Source organism: Novosphingobium sp. B 225, from assembly GCF_002198665.1.
In the GTDB taxonomy this organism is placed as follows: Bacteria; Pseudomonadota; Alphaproteobacteria; order Sphingomonadales; family Sphingomonadaceae; genus Novosphingobium.
This window is the reverse complement of sequence record NZ_MWLM01000031.1, coordinates 60,953-82,101: the sequence shown is the minus strand read 5'-3', so window position 1 is coordinate 82,101 and position 21,149 is coordinate 60,953. Positions and strand designations below refer to the sequence as shown.

The following is a 21,149-nucleotide window of genomic DNA, read 5'->3' as shown; positions in this document are numbered from 1 at the left end:
CTCCGCCCCGCCCGCGGCGGGCCACCTCCCCCAATGGGGGAGGATTTTCAATCATCAGTCCCCCAGCTCCGGTGCCCAGGCCACCCCGTTGATATGTCCGCCACCGTCCACGAACAGCGTGTTGCCGGTGACATAGCGACAATCCTCGCTGGCGAGGAACAGTGCGACCGGGGCGATATCCGCCTCGGGATCGCCCATCCGGCCCATCGGGTTCGCCGCCTCGATCTGTGCCATCATTTCCGGCGCGACCGCTTCGACTCGGCGGCTGGCCGCGCTTTTTGCGGCGGGGCAGATCACGTTGCAGCAGATCCCCCAGCGCGCCCATTCGCGCGCGGCGGTGCGGGTCAGGGCGCGCAGGGCTTCCTTGGCGCTGTTGTAATCGGCACTGCCCATGTGGGCGTTGACGCCGTTGAGCGAGCCCATGTTGATCACCCGCCCCCAGCCTTGCGCCTTCATATGCGGCAAGGCGGCTTCCATGGTCCATTTGGGCGCCCAGAAAGTCATCAGCAAGGCGCGCTGGAACACGTCGTCACCCTTCTGCTCCAGCCGCCGCGGGCCGTCGCCGGTATAGGCGTTGTTGACCAGAATATCGACCGGACCGGCCGCCGCCATCATCGCGGTGACCGCCGCATGGTCCGACACATCGACATGCAAGGCCCGCGCCGCGCCGCCCTCGCCCCGGATCCGCGCCGCTTCGGCCTCGGCCTGATCGAGGTTCCAGTCGGCCATCACCACTTCGGCCCCTTCGCGGGCAAAGAGCCGCGCGATGCCCAGCCCGATCCCGTCCGCCGCACCCGTTATCAGTGCCCGCCGTCCCGCCAGTCTGCCGCTCATGTTCCCTCCCGCGCCGCGCCTTGCAGCTCATTGGTGTCGAGTTCGCGCAGCGCACCCAGCATGCCGTACCATTTGCGGGGTAGCAGGCTGTGATCGCGGTCACGTTCGGCCAGAGCCTGACAATCGCGGCGCAGCTGTTCAAGCATTTCCGCGAGTTCTGCCGCGCCGCGCGGGGAAAGCTTCACAACTTCGGACACAAACACCGCATCCTCCGCCGCGAAGTCCATGGTCAGGAACTGGCGCTTCATCCGTTCGTTGAACAAGGCCCGCATCGGTGACTTGCGCCAGACGATCGTGCGGTCGATCCGGGGCCGCACCCGCCCGCCGGGCAGCCGGTCAATCAGGGCCAGCCGCTCCAGCCGCGCGAGCGACAGTTCCAGCACCGGCGCGGGCACGGCAAAGTCTGCCGCGATCTCTGCCGGGCTGTTGCCGCCCAGCACGGTCATGAACAGGAACGAAAGGAAGATGTCGCTGGAAAGCGCACGTTCCTGTGCCAGGGTCAGTTCCTGCGCCAGCCCGGTGGCGGGATGCTCTGCCTCGCGAGTCAGGTCGGCGAGCGAGAGGCCGCAGAGCTCGGCCAGCGTCGCCAGTCGGTCCAGAGTCAGGCCCTTGCCGCTCAGCCAGCGCTTGGCGGTCGCCTCACCGATCGAAAAGTGCGTGGCGAGCCGTTTCGCCGTCCACCCGGCTTGCCGCAAGTGCAGCCGCAACGCGGCCAGCAAGCTGTCGGTTGTAGATTGGGATCGTTTCATGATCCGTAACTCATCATAATTCGATCCGATTGGCCAGCCGCGATTTCGCGTCAGCCCCCACAGGGGAGTAACCTGCGCGGCGCAGCGGATGAGAGTCGGCACGATCCGGCCCGCCGCCATGACCTGACTGGGAGAACACGAGATGACTGGCATGCTGATCAAGAACGGCACCGTGGTGGACGGCACCGGTGCCCCCGCCTTTGCCGCCGACGTGCGCATTGCCGATGGCACGATCACCGAAGTCGGGCAAAACCTGACCGCCAATGGCGAGCGCGTGTTCGATGCGGCCGGCTGCCATGTCACTCCCGGCTTTATCGAAAGCCACACCCATTACGATGCCAGCATGTGGTGGCAGCCCGATCTCGATCCGCTGCCCGGCTATGGCGCAACGACGATGATCATGGGTAACTGCGGATTTTCGATGGCCCCGCTCCACCCCAGCCAGGCGGCCAAGGAAGAGGTCATGGGGATCTTCTCGTTCTTTGAGGATATCCCGCTGGAACCCTTCAAGCAGTTCGTGCCGTGGGATTGGCACAAATGGTCCGAATACCGCACCTCGTTCGAAAGCCGGGTCAAAGTGCCGCTCAACTATGCCAGCTTCGTCGGCCATATCCCGCTGCGGATCGCGGCAATGGGGGTCGAGGCCTGGGACCGCGCGGCGACGCCGGAAGAAGTCGCGGTGATGGCTGATCTGCTTGACGATGCGCTCAGCGCCGGGGCGCTTGGCCTGTCGGACAACATGCACGACCATGACGGATCGAACCGGCCCGTCCCCACGCTGCTGGCTGACGATGCCGAATTCACTGCGCTGTTCGACGTTATGGAGCGCTATCCGGCGACTTGTTATCAGGTGATCGTCGATACCTTCATGCGGATGACCGGCCCGGCCAATATGGAGCGGCTTTCCCGCCTGCTCTCGGGCCGCAAGATCCGGGTGCAGGTTGCAGGGGCGGTGCCGACGCTCGATTTCCAGAAGCCGATCCTGCCCGCAATGCAGGCCAGCCTGGCGGCGATGCGCGCCGCCGGGGTCGATATCTGGCCGGGGGTAGCGCACGTTTCGCCCACTTCCACGCTCAGCCTGGTCAAGTCGCTGATCTTCGCCCAGTCGAACGACTATATCTGGCACGAAGTGGTGCTGGCCGAAGATCACGCCGAAAAGCGCCGTCTGCTGGCCGATCCGGACTGGCGGGCACGGGCGCGCGAAAGCTGGGATACTCAGGCCTGGGATCACAGCCCGCTGAAAAACCCGCAAGACCTGTACCTGCTGGATAGCGAAAACGGCGCAGGCCCGATCAACATCACGCTGAAACAGTACGCCGATGACAAGGGGCTGCACCGCAGCGATGCCATGGCCGAATGGATCCTGGCCAACGGCACGCTTTCCACCGTCCACATGGCCCCCTTCCCCAAGGACGAGGCGCTGACGATCGAGCTGATGCGCGATCCCAAAACCGTCGGCAACATCTCGGACGCGGGCGCGCATTTGCAGATGCTGTGCGGCGGCGGCGAAAACGCGCTGCTGCTGACCCAGTATGTCCGCGATGAAAAGACCATGACGCTGGAAGAGGCGATCCACGTAATGACCGGCAAGCTGGCCGAACACTTCTTCCTGTCCGATCGCGGCGTGATCGCACCGGGCAAGCGCGCCGATGTGGTGGTGTTCAACCTGAACGAGGTCCAGCGCCAGCAGATGGAAAAGGCCTGGGACATGCCCGATGGCAAAGGCGGCACCACCTGGCGCTTTACCCGCAAGGCGATGCCGACCCGCCTGACCATGGTCAATGGCGAGCCGACCTTTGAAAACGGGGCCTATACCGGGGCCAAGCCCGGACAGTTCCTGTCCCCCAGCAACGATGACGGCCACATGGCCGTTGCAGCGGAGTAATCCCCATGGAAGTCAAGGTTGGCGAAGGCGAGCGCGCCTATTTCAACGGCGGGATGCAGAATGTCGGCACTGACAGTTCGGTGCTGGTCAGCTCGTCCAAATACCTCAACCACCAAGAGCTGCGACACCTGATCGCGCAGGAAATGCTGCGCCGCAACGGCCCGGACCTGCCGACCACCGCCTTCATTCCCGAAGTCGCGCAGATCATGATGATGCTGGAGGATTTCCCCCGGCTGATGGAACTGTTCGAGGAAGAAAAGGCCCGCCTGCCACAGTTCAAGGCATGGTGTGACAATCGCAGTCTGTCGGACTTCAAAAAGGACGATGTCCGCCACTGCAAGCCCGGCACGCTGGGGGCGGCGCTGTTCAACTGGATGGAAACCAGCGGCTATGAACTTGACGTATTCTACCGCGAACTGGTGGTGGTCAACGACCTGACATTCTATCTGCGGCAGGCCGCGCTGAACCACGATATCGAACACCTGGTAACTGGCTTTGGCCCCAACCACGGCGGCGAAGTGGCGCTGCTCAACGCCAACATGTACAGCCGGGTGCGCTATTTCCGCCCCGAACTGGCTGCCTTCTTCAACCGCATCCAGGCCTATCTGAAAGCCAAGACGGTGATGAAGGATGCGCTGCACTATCCCGAGGCTTTCGCGCTTAACATCGAAGCAGAATTCGTCGGCGCAAGTCAGGCGCACAACTGGACCTACCCGATCATGCTGGCTGACTGGCGTTCGATGATCGACTGGCAGATGGCTGATATCCGTAAGGAACTGGGCATCACCCCGGTCCCGGCAGAAGACCTGTGGTCTGACACCAACCGCCTCTGCGATGAAAGCGACCCGGCCTATGGCGAACCGCTGATGGAAGCGGCGGAGTAGGCAAGGGAACATCCTGTGCCAAATAGCGGCGCGTCAATCACTCCCTCCGATTGACGCGCCGTTTCGCGTCTGGGAAGCATGTCGCCAAGGTATTGGTGAGGGACTGACATGCGCGGACTGGCAGGCAAAGTGGCGATCGTGGCGGGCGGCGCGCGCGGGATTGGCGCAGCGACGGCGCGGCGTCTGGCCGAAGAGGGCGCGAGCGTGGTGATTGGCGATCTGCTGGTCGATCAGGCGCAGGAAACCGCCGCGGCGATCATGGCAGACGGGGGCCAGGCGATTGCCGTGGCGCTCGACGGGACCAATGCGGAATCGCAGGCAGCGATCGTCAAAGCGGCGCGGGACGCGTTTGGCGGGCTTGACATCTATATCTCGAATCTGGCCGGCGGGACCGACGGCGATATCGATGCGCTCAACTGCCCGGTCGAAGTGCTGGACAAGAGCTTTGCGATCAACACCAAGAGCCACTTCCTGGCAACGCAAGCCGCTTTGCCTGCGATGCTGGAGCGCGGCGGCGGGGCGATGCTCTATACCTCAAGCGGCGCGGCCACTGGCGGCGCGCCGTGGCAGGTGGCCTATCCGATGACCAAGAACGCGATCCATGCCCTAGCCCGCCATGTCGCCAGCCGCTGGGGCAAACAGGGCATCCGCGCCAACGCGGTCTGCCCGGGCCTGGTGCTGACCGAGGCGGTCAAGATCCACCTGACTGACGAGTACGTTGAAAAGGCACAAAAAGGCATTCCCCACACCCGCCTTGGCCAGCCGGAGGATCTGGCCGCCGCGCTGACCTTCCTCGCCAGCGATGACGGGGCCTGGGTCAACGGGCAGGTCTGGCACGTCAACGGCGGCGCGCAGATGCGCGATTGACGCAGGCCTTGCACACCTCCTCCCCCACCCGATTGAGCCCGCGCCCGCTGGTCCTGGCACTGCTGCTGGGCGTGGCGGTGCTGTGCTATGCGGATCGCTATCTGCTGGCCGGGCTGGCCCAGCCGATCAAGCGCGAGTTTGGCCTGTCGGATTCGGTGCTGGGGGTGCTGCTCGGCCCGGCCTTTGCCTTGCTTTACACCATTCTGGGAGTGCCCGCCGCGCGCCTGGCGGACCGCACCTCGCGGGTGGCAGTGGCCGCTGGCGGCTGCATGCTGTGGTCGGTGTTCACCGCGCTGACCGCGCTGGCGCACGATCCGCTGGTGCTCGGGATAGCGCGAGTCGGTGTCGGGATTGGCGAAGCGGCTTATCAGGCGCCAGTGATGGCGCTGATTGCCGCCTATTTCCCGCCGCACCAGCGCGGCCGCGCGCTGTCGCTAATGGCCTGCGCGATCTACATCGGACAGATGAGCGGCATGGCTGGCGGCCCGGCGATTGCCGCTGCGCATGGCTGGCGCACACCCTTTGCCGTGCTGGGCTGTGTCGGGCTGGCGGTGGGGCTGGCGGCGTGGCTGCTGATCCGTGAGCCGCCGCGCGATGCCCTGCCTGCGGGGCAGGTGCAGAATGAAAGCCTGATCGCACTGGCCCGGCGGCTGGTGCGGGCGCGCAGCTGGCTGCTGCTGACGGCCGGGATGGGGCTCGGTTCCTTTTCGGGCGTATCATTCGGGCTGTGGGGCCCGACCCTGTTCGAGCGTGCCTATGGCCTGACCACGCAGGCCGCCGGGGCCGCGTTCGGGGTGCCGTTTGGCCTGGCCGGACTGACCGGGACGCTGTGCTACGGATTTGTCTCAGACCGGCTGGGGCGCGGCGGATCGGCGCGGCCCTTGCAGCTTGCCGCGGCGGCGCTGGGCGTGGCAACCTGCTGCATCCTGGCGATCACCTGGGTGCCCAGCCTGGGCTATGCGCAGTTGCTGGCGATTCCTTCCGGACTGCTGGGCGGCGGCTGGTCGGTAGGGATCTTCGTGGGCTTCCAGTACATCCTGCCCGAACGCCACCGCGCGGCGGGCACGGCGATTGCGCTGCTGGCGATCGGGCTGATCGGCAACCTTGCCGGGCCGTGGGTGGCGGGCATGCTGAGCGACTTGTTCGGCGGCGGACTGAACGGCCTGCGCCTGTCACTCAGCCTGGTGATCCCGGCCGGGCTGATCGGCGCCTGGGCGATGTGGCGGGCGAGCAGTCTGCTCGATGCCGACCGGCGGGCGCTGGCCGGGGAAGCCTAACCCCCCGGCTGCTTGGGCGCGCCCGGCATGGCCATGTAGTAGTGCCCAGCGTTCAATCCGCCATCGACCGACAGTTCAGTGCCCATGCAATAGCGCGCATCGTCCGACGCGAGGTAGGCCGCCGCCGCGCCGATATCCTGCGGTTCGCCCGCGTACTGCGCAGGATAAATCCAGTAGCCCTTGTCATAGAGCTCCTTGGGCACGTTCATCGGGTTGGCGAGCGGGGTGTAGATCCCACCCGGATGGATCGAGTTGACGCGAATCTTGCGCGGCCCCAGTTCCAGCGCGCAGGCCTTGGTAAAGCCGCGCACCGCGAACTTGGACGCGCAATAGACCGACAGCGAGTTGGCCCCGGCGATCCCGTCAGCGCTGCTCATGTTGACGATTGCCCCGCCCCCGGCGCGCTCGATCGCTGGGATCACGGACTGGGTGCCGATGATCACGCCCTTCAGGTTGATGTCGAGCAGGCGGTCGATCTCCGCGTCGCTGAGGTCCTCGACCCGCTTGAACACAATGATCCCGGCGTTGTTGACGAGCGTGGTGAGCTTGCCGAACTTCGCCTCGGTCGCGGCAACCACCGCGCTCCACTGGGCCCGGTCGGTAACGTCATGGTGATGGAACGCGGCGGCAGCCCCCAGTTCATCCGCCAGTGCCTGACCCTGTTCGGCCAGCACATCGGTGATCATCACTTGCGCGCCTTCGGCCACGAAGCGGCGGACGATCCCTTCGCCGATCCCGCGTGCCCCGCCGGTGACGATTGCAACGCTGCCTTCAAGTCGATTCATGGCCGTTCTCTCCCTTGCCTTGACCGATGCGATAGGGGCTGGCCAAGCCCCCCGCAATACGCAATCATGGCCATCGGGTTCACATTCGGACCCTAAACGCGAATCACACGGGGCGTCTGTCAACGCAATTGCGCAAACGAAGGGGAGAGAATACCGATGCCGGTCAATCCGCAGATCCAGGCCGTGCTTGACCTGTTCGCTCAGGCCCCACCGGTCGATTATGCGACGATCACTGCCGCCACCCTGCGTGAGGTGAATGACCGCCCGATGGGCTTTGGTGATCCGATTGCCATGGCCCGGGTCGATGACCTTGAACTGGTGCTGCCGCTGCGCAACCTCCCCGCGCGGCTCTATGTGCCCGAAGGAGCAGAAGGCACGCTGCCGCTGGTGATCTATTATCACGGCGGCGGCTGGGTGATCGGAACGATCGAAACCCACGACGGCACCTGCCGTGCGCTGGCACGGGCCAGCGGTGCGGCGGTGTTGTCGGTCGGCTACCGCCTTGCTCCCGAACATCCCTATCCCGAACCGGTTGAGGATTGCTATGACGCGCTGGTCTGGGCCAGCCGCCACGCGGCAGACCTGGGCTGCGATCCAGCCCGGCTGGCGGTGGCGGGTGACAGCGCGGGCGGCAACCTCTCCGCCGCGGTGGCGATCATGGCTCGCGACCGGGCCGGTCCGGCGCTGCGCCACCAGTTGTTGATCTATCCGGTCACTGACGATGACTATTCGCTGGCTTCCTATGCCGAGAATGGCGGCGGGGAATATTTCCTGGGTGAAGCAATGATGCGCTGGTTCTGGGAACAGTACCTGGGCGATGTCCGCAGCGCCCCGCTCGCCCGCGTCGGCTCCACCGCCAACCTGGCCGGTCTGCCTCCGGCGAGCGTCTACACCGCCGAATTCGATCCGTTGCGGGACGAAGGCATGGCCTATGCCAAGCGGCTGGAAGCGGCTGGAAACAGCGTGGACGCGGCGGTGGCGCCGGGGATGATCCACGGGTTCTTCTCGATGCTGGATTTCGTGCCCGATGCCCTGCCGTGGATCGAGCGCGCCGGCGCAAACCTGCGGCGCGATCTGGCCTGATGGCGCAGTTCGACGCCCCGTCACAGCTGCGCGACCTTGCGCACCGCTATGCCTGGGCTGTCGACCGGCGACAGGGCGCGGAGCTGGCGGACCTGTTCACGCCGGACGGGGCGATACGTGGGTGGGGTGAGAACCCGATCGACTATACCGGCCCTGCCCGGCTGGCCGAGATGATGGGCGATCTCGGCATGTTCGAACGCACCATGCACAATGTGTTCAACCAGGTGTTCGACCGGACCGATGACGGCGCGGTTACCGGCATGACCTATTGCATCGCCAGCCATATCCTGCCCGGCGCCGATCCGGTCTGCGTCGACATGGCAATCTGGTATCATGATCGCTACGCGCTGGACGGCACGCAATGGAAGTTTGCCGAGCGCCGGCTGGAGATGCTGTGGATCGAAAACCGCCCCGTGCGCCGGTTCGATCCGGCGATGATGAGCGGGGCAGCGAAGGATTTGCAGTGAACAGGCAGTGCACGCACCTTGACGAGGACCGCTTGGCCCCGCAGGTGAAACGCGAACCGGATGGGGCCGATGAAGACCGATTTTACCTTTGACGAGACCGACCGGCTGATCGTGGCCGAACTGCGCAAGAACGGACGCGCAACCAACCAGCAGATCGCTGAGCGGCTGGGGCTGACCGCCACCACCGTGTCGAGCCGGATCCGCCGGATGGAGGACGCCAACCAGTTGCGCGTGGTCGCTGTGTCCGATTTTGCCGCGCACGGCTATGACGTGCTGATGCAGCTGGCGATCGAGGTCGATAGCCGCCCGGCCAGCGAAGTCGCGCACGAACTTGCCCAGTTCCCCGAAGTGTTCGCGGTCCACATCGTCACCGGGCGCTACGATATTGATGCGCTGGTGGTGCTCCACGATTTTGAGGACCTGTCGCATTTCATGCTCGACCGGCTCGGTTCGATCCGCGGCATCCGCAAGATCGCCCCGTCGATCGCGGTCGACATTATGCGCTACCAGTTCGACGTCGCCCCGATCGAAGCGCGCGCATAAAGGGGGGCCTGAGCCATGGCGAACATCCAACTCGACGATCTCGACCGCCAGCTGATCGACCTGCTCGCCCGCGACGCGCGCGTCTCCAACCGCAAGATCGCGACCGAACTGGGCGTCACCGAAGGCACCGTGCGCGGCCGGATCAAGCGGCTGCAGCAGGACAAGCTGATCACTTTCACCGCGATCACCGGGCTGCAGATGGCCAGCAAGTCGCGGCTCGCTTTCATCTGGGTTCAGGCCGATGTCGAACGCACCCGCGAGGTTGCGCGGCTGATCGCCGATATGGACCCGGTCAACGCGGTGATGATCACCATGGGTTCGTTCAACATCATGGCGATGTGCCTGTTCGACGAACTGGATGATCTGGTCGAAGTCGCCTCGGACCGCATCCTTGCGGTACCGGGCGTCCACCACGTCGAAACTTCGATCGCGGTGAAGACGGTGAAGTACAACGCCCGCGTGGCCAAGATCACCGAAAGCTCGCCGCTGGACAGCGACGGGGACTAGGCACCAGCCCCCGTTTTTCACCGTCTGCCTCCATTTTTTCACCGTCTGGTAGACACCCAAAGGGGGGCGAATTCGTGTGACTTTAGCCGGGGCTCGCAAGGCATCCCGGCTGGCGGCGGACAACTCAAGAAGTGGCGGAATTCCGGTCACTTTGGCCATCACCGCAGCCACTTGACCGGCTTGGACAGTGCGCCAGGAAACGCTGGTACAGCCGCGCCAATCTGTGAACTTGGCTTTTACCGAAACATCGCCGTCAGGCAGCGACGCAACGCTACGATCCGGTGCGGGTCTGGATGCAAAATGCGAAAGAAGCTTCATCGCCAAGGCTAAGCCAGATTCGCGCGATGTAGGAAAGTTGTTTGTGCAACCCGGTTCAATCCCCCGCGTTGTCGAACTTTCTCACCTCAATCGCACTTTCATCAAACCCGTCGAGCAACCGCGCGTTGATGCCTGCCTTGCCGAAGTCCTGCTCCAGCGTTTGCCAATGGGTGCCGCAGCCGCAGGTGGGGCAGTGGTGGATCCCGATCAGGCGGTCACCCCAGACATAGGCAGTCGTCTCACCCGTGACGCGCACCTGTTCCGGCGGGAAATAGGCGACCCGCCAGGCAAGGCGGCGGCATAGCGAGCAATTGCAGTCCGCCACCCATTCCGGCGCGCTGGGCAATTCGATCCGTACCTGGCCGCAGTGGCAACTTCCGTGAATGGTCATGGCGATGGCATATCGGGATAGGACAACATGAGCAAACACGCCCGTCCGAACCCGACGGCGATGCCAGGCCCCTCTCAACCCCCAAATCTGCGTAACTGATCCTGACATCTGATACGCAAACACCATCCAGATTGCGTGTTGCCCTTCATTCTCCGCTGCGCTAAGGGAGAATCGTTACGAAAAGAACGCCCCATTGGGGGAAGGGAGAGAATCAGCCGTGGCCAAGACCGCAGACTATGGGCTGGGAGAATTCACCTATCCGCGTGGCTGGTTCATGATCGGCACCGCTGCCGATGCCACCACCACCCCTGCCGCCGTGCGCTATTTCGGCGAAGATCTGGTGCTTTATCGCGGCGAAACCGGGCGCCCGCACCTGCTGGCAGCCTATTGCCCGCACATGGGGACGCACCTGGCGAAAAACACCACTTCCTATGTCGTGGTCGACAAGAAACATGTCGAGGGCGACAATATCCGTTGCCCCTACCACGCCTGGCGGTTCGGCCCGGACGGCCAGTGCAACGAGATTCCCTATAGCCCTGCACCGCCGCCCAAGGCAGCCTGTGTCAAATCCTGGAAACTGGTCGAACGGGCCGGTTGCCTGTGGACCTGGTACTGCCCCGAAAATGGTGAGCCGGACTATGATCTGCCGGCGTTCGAGATGTGGGACCAGCCCAACTGGGTCAACTGGAACGTCGAATGTCTGGGCGAACTGGCCAGTCATCCCCAGGAAGTGCTGGATAACATGACCGACAAGGGCCATCTGGAACCGGTTCACGGGTCGATCGACATGATCCAGTTCGAAAACGAATTTGACGGGATCAAGGTTCGCCAGATCCTGCTGGCCGGGCACAAGACCCTGGCCGGATCGGGCGCCGAACCGATGCTCAACGATACGTGGTATACCGGGCCCGGCATCCTGCAATCGATCATGGTGGGCGAATATCCCTCGCACATGCTGATCGCCCACACCCCGATCGACGATGGCGTGATCAAGGTGTGGTACGGCCTGTTCGTGAAGGTCAAGAACGCCGAACCGACTGAGGAAGACCGGGCGCTGGCGCAGGGGTACGAACAGGGCGGGATCGCGGCCTTTGCCCAGGACTTCGAGATTTGGGGCAACAAGCGCCCCTGCATCAATCCGATGATGGTGCGCGGCGACGGGCCGTTCGACAAGCTGCGCATCTGGTACAAGCAATTCTACAACCCCCGCGCCCGTGCGGGAGAATTCCAGACCCGTGTGAACGGCCACTATGTTACCAAGGGCACCCAACAGGCCCCGTGGGACACAGCGGCGTGAACCAGGGCAATGCCCGGCGATCGAACCCTGCCTTCGCAAAGTCGGCAGGTTCTTTCGTCCAAGCCGATAGAAGGAACAATTTCGGCCACAACTAACCCAAGCCCGCGGCGTTTGCATAGAAGGATTTGACCCCGGCTATGAGACTTGCGAGCCTGTTTCACCAAGGATGGCCCAAAGACCATCCTGACCTTGGAGGGGATTTTCTATGAAGGTACGTCGCTTCGGTACGCGCGTCGTTTTGCTTTCGACAGCAGCACTGTCCACATTCGCCACGCCGGCATTCGCCCAGGCGGCCGCAGAAGGCGAAACCAACCTCGACGAGATCGTCGTCACCGCTAACAAGCGCGAGGAAAACCTGCAGAAGGCTCCGCTGGCGATCACGGCGATCCCCGCCGCCCAGCTGGAACTGCGCGGGCTGGCCGAAGCCAAGGACCTCTCGGCAATCGCCCCGAACGTGTCGGTCGTCGGCGCCACCACCAATGCCACCGCAGCGGTCGTCTCGATCCGCGGCATTCCCTCGGCAGCTGACGAAACCCAGGGCTATGACAGCCCGATCGGCATGTATCTTGACGGCGTGTTCCTCGCCCGCTCTTCGGCCGCTTCGTTCGAAGTAGCGGATATCGAACGGGTCGAAGTGCTGCGCGGGCCGCAGGGCACCCTGTTTGGCCGCAACACCACCGGCGGCGCGATCAACTTCATCACCAAGAAGCCGTCGCATGATGCCGGCATGAAGCTGCGCGCCGGGATCGGCAACTACAACGCCTGGAACGTGCGCGCGGTCGCCAATACCGGCGATCTCGGTCCGGTCCAGATCTCGCTGGGTTACAACCACCGCGAACGCCACGGCACGGTCGACAACCTGCTGCAGCCCAGCGACAACCTTGATCCGGGTGCGCAAAAGCTGGATTCGTTCCGCGTTGCCCTCAATTGGGACGTGACCGACACCTTCAGCATATACAACGTGTTCGACTGGACCAAGATCAAGGGCGTGCCCAACGCCTCGCAGCTGGCTGATATTGGCAACGGCGTGTTCCGCCCGAACGTTGTCTATGAAGGCAACACCTTTGCCCAGGTCCAGCCCGCCAACATCGCCGGGTTCCTGGCCCAGCCCAGCGTGACCGTGCCGGCCGGTTGCCCCAAGGCGGCGAACCGCGCCTACCAGTCCTCGCTGTGCCTGGGATCCTATGGCCCCTCGACCGACAAGATCTGGGGCGACCTGCTGCGGATGGAACTGTCGCTGCCGACCATCACGGTGCGCAGCTCCACTTCGTACCGCAAGTGGGATAACACCATTACCAGCAACACGCTGGATGGTCTGGCCCAGCTCAACGCGCCGCTGTTCTCGACCGCATCGTTGTTCAACGGCATGCCGGCCGGGCTGATCGGCTTCGTCCTGCCGCCCGCGCAGGCCGCCTTCGCGCCGTTCATCGCCGCGACCCCGGTGCCCAGCACCTCGACCGCGCTGTTCCAGGCCGACAACAACCGCGGCCAGCACCAGTTTAGCCAGGAACTGGAATTCGTGTCGCAGAGCGAAGGTCCGTTCCAGTGGGTGCTTGGTGCCTACTACTTCTCCGAACGCGGGCATGAGCTGAACCATCAGAAGATCGGCTTTGTGCTCGATACCAATACGGCGGTGTTCACCACCGGCAGCTTCGGCGCGCTGGCTCCGCTGTTCCAGGCCGCCAACCCGGCACGCTACCGTGTGGTGCCGACGCTGTCGGACCTCGCCTATACCGCCTGGGGCAACAGCCTCGCGCTCTATGGCCAGGGCACTTATCGTCCGGGCGGCAAGGATGGCCCGCTGGGAGTCACCCTGGGCCTGCGCTATACCTGGGACAGCAAGGGCGTGGACCGCACCCAGAACGGTGCAGCTCCGTTCAGCGCCGCTGAATATGCGCTCAACAAGCGCAAGGCGACCTTCAGCGCACCGACCGGGCACCTTACGGTTGACTATCGCGCCAGCGATTCGGTCAACCTCTATGCCCGCGTTGCCAAGGGCTATCGTTCGGGCGGGTTCAACCTGCGCCAGGCGACCAGCGTGGCCAACAACATCGGCCTGATCCCGTTCAACGATGAAACGCTGTGGTCCTATGAAGTCGGCGCCAAGACCGAATTCATGAACCGCGTCCGCCTGAACCTGTCGCTGTTCCACAACGTCTACACCGATCAGCTGGCCACCATCCCGATCCCGATCACCGGGGGCGGCAGCTTCGGCACGCAGACGGTCAATGCCGGCAAGACGATCTACAACGGGATCGAACTGGAAGGCATGTTCAAGCTGAACGACATGCTCTCGATCGACGGCAACTTCGGTTACATCGATATCAATATCAAGGACTTCCCGGGTGCCGACATCACCGGCACCACCCGCAACATTGCCGGGCTGGTCCGGGCGGGTGCCTATGCGCCGAAGTATTCGGCCAACATCGGTGCCAACCTGACGATTCCGGTCAGCGACATGACCAAGGTCATCGGTCGGGTGGGTTACAACTACACCTCGGACTTCCAGATGTTCGGCAACACCCTGACGGCCCCGTTCAGCACCGCTACCAAGGGCGATGCGCGCGGGCTGCTGGATGCGCAGCTCAAGATCCAGGGGCTGGGGATGGAAGGCGTTTCGCTGACCATCTGGGGCAAGAACCTGACCGACAAGCACTATGTCGTGCGCTCGGTCGACTTCGGCCAGCTGGGCATGGGCACCGTGATCTATGGCGATCCGCGTACCTTCGGCGCGACGCTGGACGTGGCTTTCTAAGCCAGGCCGTTACGGCCAAAAGAATGGGGCGGTTGCCGGTGTGGCAACCGCCCCTTCTTTTTTGAAATCCACACCCCTCTGATGGAGGTGCCGAGCGCAGCACCTGCCACCTCCCCCAAAGAGGGAGGACTATGAGGCTCTAAACTGCGGTCGATCCCCCGTCGATCACCAGCGGGTGGCCGGTAACGAAACTGGCCTGATCGCTGCACAGCCAGACCACCGCTGCGGCGATTTCCTCGGCCTGGCCCATCCGGCCCATCGGGGTCATCCCGTCGATCACCTTGCGCATTTCGGGGTTGGCTACCAGAGGCGCGGTCATCGGGGTTTCGATCACGCCGGGGCAGACCGCGTTGACCCGGATCCCGGCCTTGGCCCAGCGCAGTGCGCCGTGCCGGGTCAGGCCCACGACCCCGTGTTTGGTGGCGACATAGCCCGGCTGCGCGCCGTTGCCGGTCAGGCCATTGATCGAACTGGTGTTGACGATCGCCCCGCTGCCCTGTGCCAGCATCACCTCCGCCTCTTCACGCATGCAGTACATCACGCCCGACAAATTGACCGACAGGCTGCGCGCCCAGACATCATCGTCATATTCGTCCGCGCCCAGGTTGTTGATCCCGGCGTTGTTGAACGCATAGTCAAGCCGCCCGAAAGCCGAAACGGCAGCCGCGACCATCGCCTTGACCTGCGCCGGATCGCCAACGTTGCAGCTGAAGAACTGGGCCTTGCCGCCTTGCCCCTCGATCAGAGCCAAGGTTTCAGCGCCGCCCTCGGCATTGACATCACTGACCAGGACCGCCGCGCCTGATGCCGCAAAAGCGAGCGCGGCCGCCCGGCCGATCCCGCCGCTGGCCCCGGTCACCAGCGCGACCTTGCCGTTCATGCCATAATCGACCATCGAGACACCCTTCTCCATTGATTTGCGTATCCCAGCGATTAGACTTCATCGCAAATCGCGGTCAAACGAATAAATTGCTTAGAGGATGCGAATGTCAGGCTTGCTGTTTTCTCCTGTCACTTTGGGCGCACTGAACTTGCGCAACCGCGTGATCATGGCCCCGATGACCCGCGACCGGGCCGGGCCCGGCGACGTGCCGACCGCGCTGATGGCACAGTACTATACCCAGCGCGCCGGGGCTGGTCTGATCGTGACCGAGGGGGTTCAACCAACGCCCGAGGGCAAGGGTTACTGGCGCACCCCCGGGATCCACTCTGCAGAGCAGATCGCCGGATGGGCCACAGTGGCCGATGCAGTGCACGCGCGCGGCGGGCTGATCGCGATGCAACTGATGCATTGCGGCCGGGTGGTGGTTCCGGCCAATCGGGGGTTTGATGCGGACGTGATCGCGCCCAGCGCCGTCGCCTGCCCGGACAAGGTCCCCGGTCCCGATGGAACTCCCACCGAAACCGCCCTGCCCCGCGCCATGACCGAAGCAGATATGGCCCGCGTCACGCAGGAATATGCTCAGGCCGCGCGCAACGCCCGCATGGCCGGGATCGACGCGGTCGAACTGCACTGCGCCAGCGGTTACCTGATCAACCAGTTCCTCAACCCGGCGAGCAACCAGCGCACCGATCAATACGGCGGCAGCGCCGAAAACCGCGCGCGCTTTCCGGTCCAGGTGCTGGCCGCCATGGCCGAGGCAATCGGTGTGGATCGGGTGGGTCTGCGGATCAGCCCAGGCAATCCCTATAACGGGATGGACCCGAGCGACCCGGCTGCGACCTTTGGCCCGTTCCTCGACGCGGTAAACGGCATGGGTCTCGCCTTCCTCCATGTGGTCGATATGGGCCTGCCCGATCTCGATACGCTGGCTTTCCTGCGCGCACACTGGTCCGGGCCGATCATCACCAACAACATGCTGAAGGCCGATAGCGCCGAGGAACTGTTGCAAGCAGGCCGGGCCGAGGCGGTTTCGTTCGGCCGCGCCTATATTGCCAATCCCGATCTGGCCGAACGGATGCAGGCGGGCGCACCGCTGAACAAGCCCGACTACGCACTGCTCTACACCGGGGAGGAGCGCGGCTTTACCGATTACCCGGCGCTGGACGCTGCCTGATGGACTGGGCGCCGATCCTGACCGAACTGGAACGCCGCCGCACGGCAGCGCGGGCCATGGGCGGTGAGGAGCGGCTGGCCGCGCACCATGCCAACGGCAAATTGAACGCCCGCCAGCGCGCCGCAGCGCTGTTCGATCCGGGCACTTTCGTCGAAATTGGCACGCTTGCTGGCGCGCCCGGTACAGATGGCCTGCCCCCGCCCGCTGACGGCCTGATCGCCGGTTCGGGCCTGATCGAAGGCCGCCCGGCGCTGTGCGGGGTGGAGGATTTCACCGTGCTGGCCGGATCGATCGGCGATGCCGGATCGAGCAAGCGCTACCGCCTGACCGAGCTTGCCGCGCGCGAAAAGATGCCGCTGGTGTTCATGCTGGAAGGCGCCGGGCACCGGCTGACCAACCATCACGCCAACCCTGCGCCGAATGACCTGCACGGGCTCGCCCGCCTGTCAGGCCAAGTGCCGATGGTCTGCCTCGTCATGGGTCCATCCGCAGGCCACGGCGCGCTGACCGCGCCGCTGTCTGACTTTGTGGTGATGACCCCGCAGGCCAGCCTGTTCGTAGCGGGGCCGCCAATCGTCAAAGCCGCGATTGGCGAGGTGGTGACCAAGGAAGAGCTGGGCGGCCCGCAGGTCCACCTCGCCTCGGGCGTGGCGCACAATCTGGCGGCGGACGATGCCTCGGCGGTGGCGCTGGCGCGGCAGTATCTGTCATACTTTGGCCCCTCTTCGGCACCTGCAGAGAGCGAACGCCAGCTTGACGCGATCCTTGATCTGATCAACCCCGATCCACGCGTGCCCTTTGCCGTGCTGCCGATATTGGCCATGCTGGCCGACGCGGAATCGCTGCTGGAAGTGCAGCCGCACTACGGCGGTGCGCTGGTCACTGCCCTCGCCCGGCTCGGCGGCCAGGCGGTGGCAATTGTTGCGAGCAACCCGGCGGTCAACGCCGGTTCAGTCGATGCCGCCGCCGCACAGAAGGCCGCGCATTTCATCGAAGTGGCTGACGCGCATGGGCTGCCGCTGGTGTTCCTCGCCGATACGCCGGGCGTGATGCCCGGCAGCGTCAGCGAGCGCGCCGGAACCTTGCGCCACGCTGCCCGGATGTTCGCCGCGCAGCACCGGGCGCGCGTGCCAAAGCTGCACGTGACGCTGCGCAAGGCTTTCGGGTTCGGCAGCTCGATCATGGCGATGAACCCGTTTGACAATCAAACCGTCAGCCTGGCTTTCCCCGCGATCAGCCTGGGCGCGATGCCCGCCGGGGCTGGCGCAAGCGCCGCCGGGCTCGACCCCGATGCTGCCGCCAGAGCGCTCGCCGAACAAACCGCAAGCGCGTGGAACCTGTCGGGCCGGATGGCCTATGACGAGGTGATCGATCCGCGCGAACTGCGCAATGCCCTGCTCCACGGCCTGCGACTGTGCGCTGGCCGCCAACTCTCCCCCCGCAATCACGAGGGAATTCTGCCATGACCTTTACCTTGCAGCAGCTGTCCGACCTGGAAGAGATCCGCCAGCTCAAATCGCGCTATTTCCGCTGCATCGACACCGGCAATCATACCGAACTGGCCACTTGTTTTGCCGAAGATGTCAGCGTCGACTACCGCGGCGGCGGCTATCGCCTGCGGGTTTCGGGGCGGGCCGACATGGTGGAATTCGTCGCCTCCAGCTTCAATTCCGATGTCATCGCCATGCACCATGGCCACACGCCCGAAATCAGCTTTGTCGATGATAACACCGCCAAGGGCACCTGGTATCTGGAAGACCGCTTCATCAATCCCGAACGCGGCGAAGACACGATGGGTTCATCGCTTTATTACGACACTTATGTCCGCACTGCCGATGGCTGGAAGATCCGCCATAGCGAGTATGACCGGGTCTACGAAATCGTCAGCCCGATCAGCCCGCAGCTCGATATCCGCCACGCCATGCTGCGCGAAACCGGGCGCAAGCCGGATGAACGCAGCGATACGACCAAGTGGCTGGAATGGTTCGACTGAGCCATGCCTGACTGAAAGGCGCCGCTGCCCTCCCCGTGGAGAAATGCGGCGCTGCACCCGCAATCAGGCCATCGGCCTGCGCGCCCGGAGCGCCTGGGCCAAAGTACCCTCATCAAGGTAATCCAGCTCACCCCCAACCGGCAGGCCGTGCGCCAACTGGGTGATCCGTACCGGGTACTGTTCCAGCCGTTCGGCGATGTAGTGGGCGGTGGTCTGGCCCTCCAGCGTGGCGTTCATCGCCAGCACCACTTCGTCGATCCCGCCCGCAGCCACGCGGTCAAGCAGCTTGCCAATCGTCAGATCCTCGGGCCGCACCCCGTCGAGCGCAGAGAGGCGACCACCAAGCACATGATACTTGCCCGCGAACAACCGCGCCCGGTCAAGCGCCCACAAGTCCGCAACATCCTCCACCACGCACAGCGAGCGCATGTCACGGCGGGAATCGCTGCAGATAGGGCAGGGATCGCTGGTATCGACATTGCCGCAGGTCTGGCATTCAACCAGCGTCTGTTGCACCCCTTCCAGCGCGGAAAGCAGCGCCACCAGCGCGGTTTCGCGGCGTTTGACCAGCCACAGCACCGCCCGCCGGGCCGAACGCGGCCCCAGCCCCGGCAGGCGCGACAGCGCGGTGGTCAGTGCTTCGATCTCTTGCGATGCCATGGGGGGACAGATAGGGCGCACTTTCACGAAAGGCAAAGTGATGCGCATCATATTCATGGGCACTCCGGACTTCGCCGTCCCGGCGCTGACCGCGCTGGTCGAAGCGGGGCATGAGCTGTGCTGCGTTTACAGCCAGCCGCCGCGCCCCGCTGGCCGGGGCAAACAGCTGATGCCCAGCCCTGTTCAGCGCAAGGCCGAGGAACTGGGACTGCCGGTGCGCCATCCGGTTTCGCTGAAAGGCACGGACGAGCAGGCCGACTTCGCCGCGTTAGAGGCAGATGTGGCAGTGGTCGCGGCCTATGGCCTGATCCTGCCGCAGGCGGTGCTGGATGCGCCGAAGCTGGGCTGTCTCAACGTGCATGGCTCATTGTTGCCCCGCTGGCGCGGTGCGGCGCCGGTGCAGCGGGCGATCCTGGCGGGGGACAGCGTGACCGGCATCACGATCATGCAGATGGAGGCCGGGCTCGATACCGGGCCGATGCTGGCCGTCGCGCGCACCCCGGTGGAGGACAAGAGCGCCGGTGAACTTACTGCCGAACTGGCCGAAATCGGCGCGCGGCTGATGGTGGAGGTACTGGCCGACCTGCCCAGCCACCGCGCCGAGGTGCAGCCCGAACTGGGCGTGACCTATGCGAAAAAGATCGACAAGGCCGAAAGCCGGATCGACTTTGCTCACGCCGCCGAAATGGTCGAACGGCAGGTCCGCGCCTTTGCCCCGGCCCCCGGCGCATGGTTTGAACTGGATGGCGAGCGCTTCCGCGTGCTCAAGGCCGAAGTGGTAAACCGCGAGGGTGCGGCGGGCTACACACTGGATGACCGCCTGACCGTGGCTTGCGGGCACGCGGCAATCCGCCCGGTGCTGATCCAGCGCGCGGGGCGGCCGGTGATGCAAGTGGACGAACTGCTGCGCGGGCGCAGTGTGGCGGCGGGCACTTTATTGTCATAACGACGCCCGTTCGTGTCGAGCGAAGTCGAGACACATGCGCGGGGTGTCTCGACTTCGCTCGACACGAACGGCAAGAGAATGAAATGACCCGCTTCGCCCTCACCCTCGAATTCGATGGCACCCCGTTCTTCGGCCTCCAGCGCCAGGCCCACGGCCCCAGCGTGCAGCAGGCGGTAGAGGAAGCGGTGTTGGCCACCACGGGCGAGCAGGTTACCCTCCACGCCGCCGGGCGCACCGATGCCGGGGTTCATGCGCTGGCGATGCGGGCGCATCTGGATGTGGCCAAGGACATCGCCCCGTTCCGGCTGATGGAGGCGCTCAACCACCACTTGCGACCCAATCCGATCGCGGTCACGGCCTGTGCGGTGAAACCGGATGACTGGCACGCGCGGTTTTCCTGCATTGGCCGCGAATATGTCTATCGGATCGCCAACCGCCGCGCGCCGCTCACGCTTGATCGGGACCGCCTGTGGCAGCTGCCCCAGCCGCTCGATGCAGCGGCGATGCACCGCGCCGCACAGGCCTTGATCGGGAGCCACGATTTCACCACCTTCCGTTCAGTCCATTGCCAGGCACAAAGCCCGATCAAGACGCTGGACCGGCTGGACGTAGAGCGGATCGGCGATGAAGTTCAGATCCGCACTGCTGCGCGCAGCTTCCTGCACCACCAGGTCCGTTCGATGGTTGGCTGCCTCGCGCTCGTCGGGATGGGCCGCTGGGATGAGGCGCAGGTGGCTGAGGCGCTGGCGGCCCGTGACCGGCAGACACTCGGCCTCAATGCGCCAAGCGATGGACTCTATTTCGTGCGGGCGCTTTACCCCGGCGAATGAGTCACTAGGTTGCATTCTGAA

21 protein-coding genes are annotated in these 21,149 nt (G+C 64.5%); 15 read left to right on the top strand and 6 right to left on the bottom strand.

What is annotated here, in order from left to right:
• Window positions 1-54: 54 nt before the first annotated feature.
• Both MNBBLIKP_RS04605 and MNBBLIKP_RS04600 read right to left on the bottom strand, forming a co-directional pair.
• Window positions 55-834 (bottom strand): SDR family NAD(P)-dependent oxidoreductase, encoded by a 780-nt coding sequence (locus MNBBLIKP_RS04605; protein WP_088307930.1) that lies wholly within the window; start codon window positions 832-834, stop codon window positions 55-57.
• Complete coding sequence (locus MNBBLIKP_RS04600) at window positions 831-1,583, bottom strand: helix-turn-helix domain-containing protein (protein WP_254912910.1); 753 nt, start codon at window positions 1,581-1,583, stop codon at window positions 831-833. Before MNBBLIKP_RS04600 ends, MNBBLIKP_RS04605 begins: the two co-directional genes overlap by 4 nt.
• A 142-nt stretch (window positions 1,584-1,725) precedes the next feature.
• Between MNBBLIKP_RS04600 and MNBBLIKP_RS04595 the strand changes: the two genes are divergently transcribed.
• The 4 genes from MNBBLIKP_RS04595 (at window position 1,726) to MNBBLIKP_RS04580 (ending at window position 6,496) form a co-directional block, all read left to right on the top strand.
• On the top strand, window positions 1,726-3,468 hold the full coding sequence (locus MNBBLIKP_RS04595) for an N-acyl-D-amino-acid deacylase family protein (RefSeq protein WP_088307928.1): 1,743 nt from the start codon (window positions 1,726-1,728) through the stop codon (window positions 3,466-3,468).
• A gap of 5 nt (window positions 3,469-3,473) precedes the next feature.
• On the top strand, window positions 3,474-4,352 hold the full coding sequence (locus tag MNBBLIKP_RS04590) for a Coq4 family protein (protein ID WP_088307927.1): 879 nt from the start codon (window positions 3,474-3,476) through the stop codon (window positions 4,350-4,352).
• A gap of 108 nt (window positions 4,353-4,460) precedes the next feature.
• The gene (locus MNBBLIKP_RS04585) at window positions 4,461-5,219 is read left to right on the top strand and encodes an SDR family NAD(P)-dependent oxidoreductase (protein WP_088307925.1); all 759 of its coding nucleotides are present in this window, start codon (window positions 4,461-4,463) and stop codon (window positions 5,217-5,219) included.
• A 32-nt stretch (window positions 5,220-5,251) separates the two neighbouring features.
• A complete protein-coding gene (locus tag MNBBLIKP_RS04580) occupies window positions 5,252-6,496 on the top strand; it encodes a spinster family MFS transporter (RefSeq protein ID WP_254912909.1) in 1,245 nt (414 codons plus the stop codon).
• Here the strand turns inward: MNBBLIKP_RS04580 and MNBBLIKP_RS04575 are convergent.
• Window positions 6,493-7,281 carry a glucose 1-dehydrogenase gene (locus MNBBLIKP_RS04575; protein WP_088307921.1) on the bottom strand — a complete coding sequence of 263 codons (789 nt, stop codon included), beginning with the start codon at window positions 7,279-7,281 and terminating at the stop codon, window positions 6,493-6,495. The two genes, MNBBLIKP_RS04580 and MNBBLIKP_RS04575, sit on opposite strands and share 4 nt — an antisense overlap.
• 156 nt (window positions 7,282-7,437) lie before the next feature.
• Between MNBBLIKP_RS04575 and estDL136 the strand changes: the two genes are divergently transcribed.
• The 4 genes from estDL136 to MNBBLIKP_RS04555 all read left to right on the top strand — a co-directional run bounded on the left by estDL136 (window position 7,438) and on the right by MNBBLIKP_RS04555 (window position 9,881).
• On the top strand, window positions 7,438-8,364 hold the full coding sequence (gene estDL136 / locus MNBBLIKP_RS04570) for a chloramphenicol hydrolase (protein WP_088307919.1): 927 nt from the start codon (window positions 7,438-7,440) through the stop codon (window positions 8,362-8,364).
• Window positions 8,364-8,831, top strand: coding sequence for a nuclear transport factor 2 family protein (locus MNBBLIKP_RS04565; protein WP_088307917.1), 468 nt, complete (start codon window positions 8,364-8,366; stop codon window positions 8,829-8,831). Before estDL136 ends, MNBBLIKP_RS04565 begins: the two co-directional genes overlap by 1 nt.
• A 69-nt stretch (window positions 8,832-8,900) precedes the next feature.
• Window positions 8,901-9,374 carry an Lrp/AsnC family transcriptional regulator gene (locus MNBBLIKP_RS04560; RefSeq protein WP_088307946.1) on the top strand — a complete coding sequence of 158 codons (474 nt, stop codon included), beginning with the start codon at window positions 8,901-8,903 and terminating at the stop codon, window positions 9,372-9,374.
• Between the two features lie 15 nt (window positions 9,375-9,389).
• Window positions 9,390-9,881 (top strand): Lrp/AsnC family transcriptional regulator, encoded by a 492-nt coding sequence (locus MNBBLIKP_RS04555; protein ID WP_088307915.1) that lies wholly within the window; start codon window positions 9,390-9,392, stop codon window positions 9,879-9,881.
• 373 nt (window positions 9,882-10,254) lie between these two features.
• On the opposite strand, the gene MNBBLIKP_RS04550 is transcribed toward MNBBLIKP_RS04555, so the two are convergent.
• A complete protein-coding gene (locus MNBBLIKP_RS04550) occupies window positions 10,255-10,590 on the bottom strand; it encodes a GFA family protein (protein ID WP_088307914.1) in 336 nt (111 codons plus the stop codon).
• Window positions 10,591-10,807: 217 nt separating this feature from the next.
• On the opposite strand from MNBBLIKP_RS04550, the gene MNBBLIKP_RS04545 reads away from it, so the two are divergent.
• Together MNBBLIKP_RS04545 and MNBBLIKP_RS04540 are read left to right on the top strand one after the other, a co-directional pair.
• Window positions 10,808-11,887, top strand: coding sequence for a Rieske 2Fe-2S domain-containing protein (locus tag MNBBLIKP_RS04545; RefSeq protein ID WP_088307913.1), 1,080 nt, complete (start codon window positions 10,808-10,810; stop codon window positions 11,885-11,887).
• A gap of 205 nt (window positions 11,888-12,092) precedes the next feature.
• Window positions 12,093-14,642: a TonB-dependent receptor gene (locus tag MNBBLIKP_RS04540; protein WP_088307912.1), complete on the top strand. Its 2,550-nt coding sequence runs from the start codon at window positions 12,093-12,095 to the stop codon at window positions 14,640-14,642.
• Window positions 14,643-14,781: 139 nt separating this feature from the next.
• Here MNBBLIKP_RS04540 and MNBBLIKP_RS04535 read toward each other — a convergent pair whose 3' ends face one another.
• Window positions 14,782-15,555: an SDR family NAD(P)-dependent oxidoreductase gene (locus tag MNBBLIKP_RS04535; RefSeq protein WP_254912908.1), complete on the bottom strand. Its 774-nt coding sequence runs from the start codon at window positions 15,553-15,555 to the stop codon at window positions 14,782-14,784.
• Window positions 15,556-15,637: 82 nt separating this feature from the next.
• On the opposite strand from MNBBLIKP_RS04535, the gene MNBBLIKP_RS04530 reads away from it, so the two are divergent.
• From MNBBLIKP_RS04530 to MNBBLIKP_RS04520, 3 genes are read left to right on the top strand one after another with little or no spacing between them, the layout of a single operon-like run.
• Window positions 15,638-16,699 carry an alkene reductase gene (locus tag MNBBLIKP_RS04530; RefSeq protein ID WP_441339265.1) on the top strand — a complete coding sequence of 354 codons (1,062 nt, stop codon included), beginning with the start codon at window positions 15,638-15,640 and terminating at the stop codon, window positions 16,697-16,699.
• A complete protein-coding gene (locus MNBBLIKP_RS04525) occupies window positions 16,699-18,165 on the top strand; it encodes an acyl-CoA carboxylase subunit beta (protein WP_088307908.1) in 1,467 nt (488 codons plus the stop codon). Before MNBBLIKP_RS04530 ends, MNBBLIKP_RS04525 begins: the two co-directional genes overlap by 1 nt.
• Entirely contained in the window at window positions 18,162-18,692 is a 531-nt protein-coding gene (locus tag MNBBLIKP_RS04520; protein WP_088307906.1) for a nuclear transport factor 2 family protein, read from the top strand. The genes MNBBLIKP_RS04525 and MNBBLIKP_RS04520 overlap by 4 nt, the downstream gene beginning before the upstream one ends.
• A 63-nt stretch (window positions 18,693-18,755) precedes the next feature.
• Here the strand turns inward: MNBBLIKP_RS04520 and recR are convergent, their stop codons facing one another.
• Window positions 18,756-19,352: a recombination mediator RecR gene (gene recR, locus MNBBLIKP_RS04515; RefSeq protein ID WP_088307904.1), complete on the bottom strand. Its 597-nt coding sequence runs from the start codon at window positions 19,350-19,352 to the stop codon at window positions 18,756-18,758.
• A gap of 40 nt (window positions 19,353-19,392) precedes the next feature.
• On the opposite strand from recR, the gene fmt reads away from it, so the two are divergent.
• Entirely contained in the window at window positions 19,393-20,298 is a 906-nt protein-coding gene (gene fmt / locus MNBBLIKP_RS04510; RefSeq protein ID WP_088307902.1) for a methionyl-tRNA formyltransferase, read from the top strand.
• Between the two features lie 83 nt (window positions 20,299-20,381).
• Window positions 20,382-21,128 (top strand): tRNA pseudouridine(38-40) synthase TruA, encoded by a 747-nt coding sequence (truA, locus tag MNBBLIKP_RS04505; protein WP_088307900.1) that lies wholly within the window; start codon window positions 20,382-20,384, stop codon window positions 21,126-21,128.
• The last annotated feature ends 21 nt before the right edge of the window (window positions 21,129-21,149 follow it).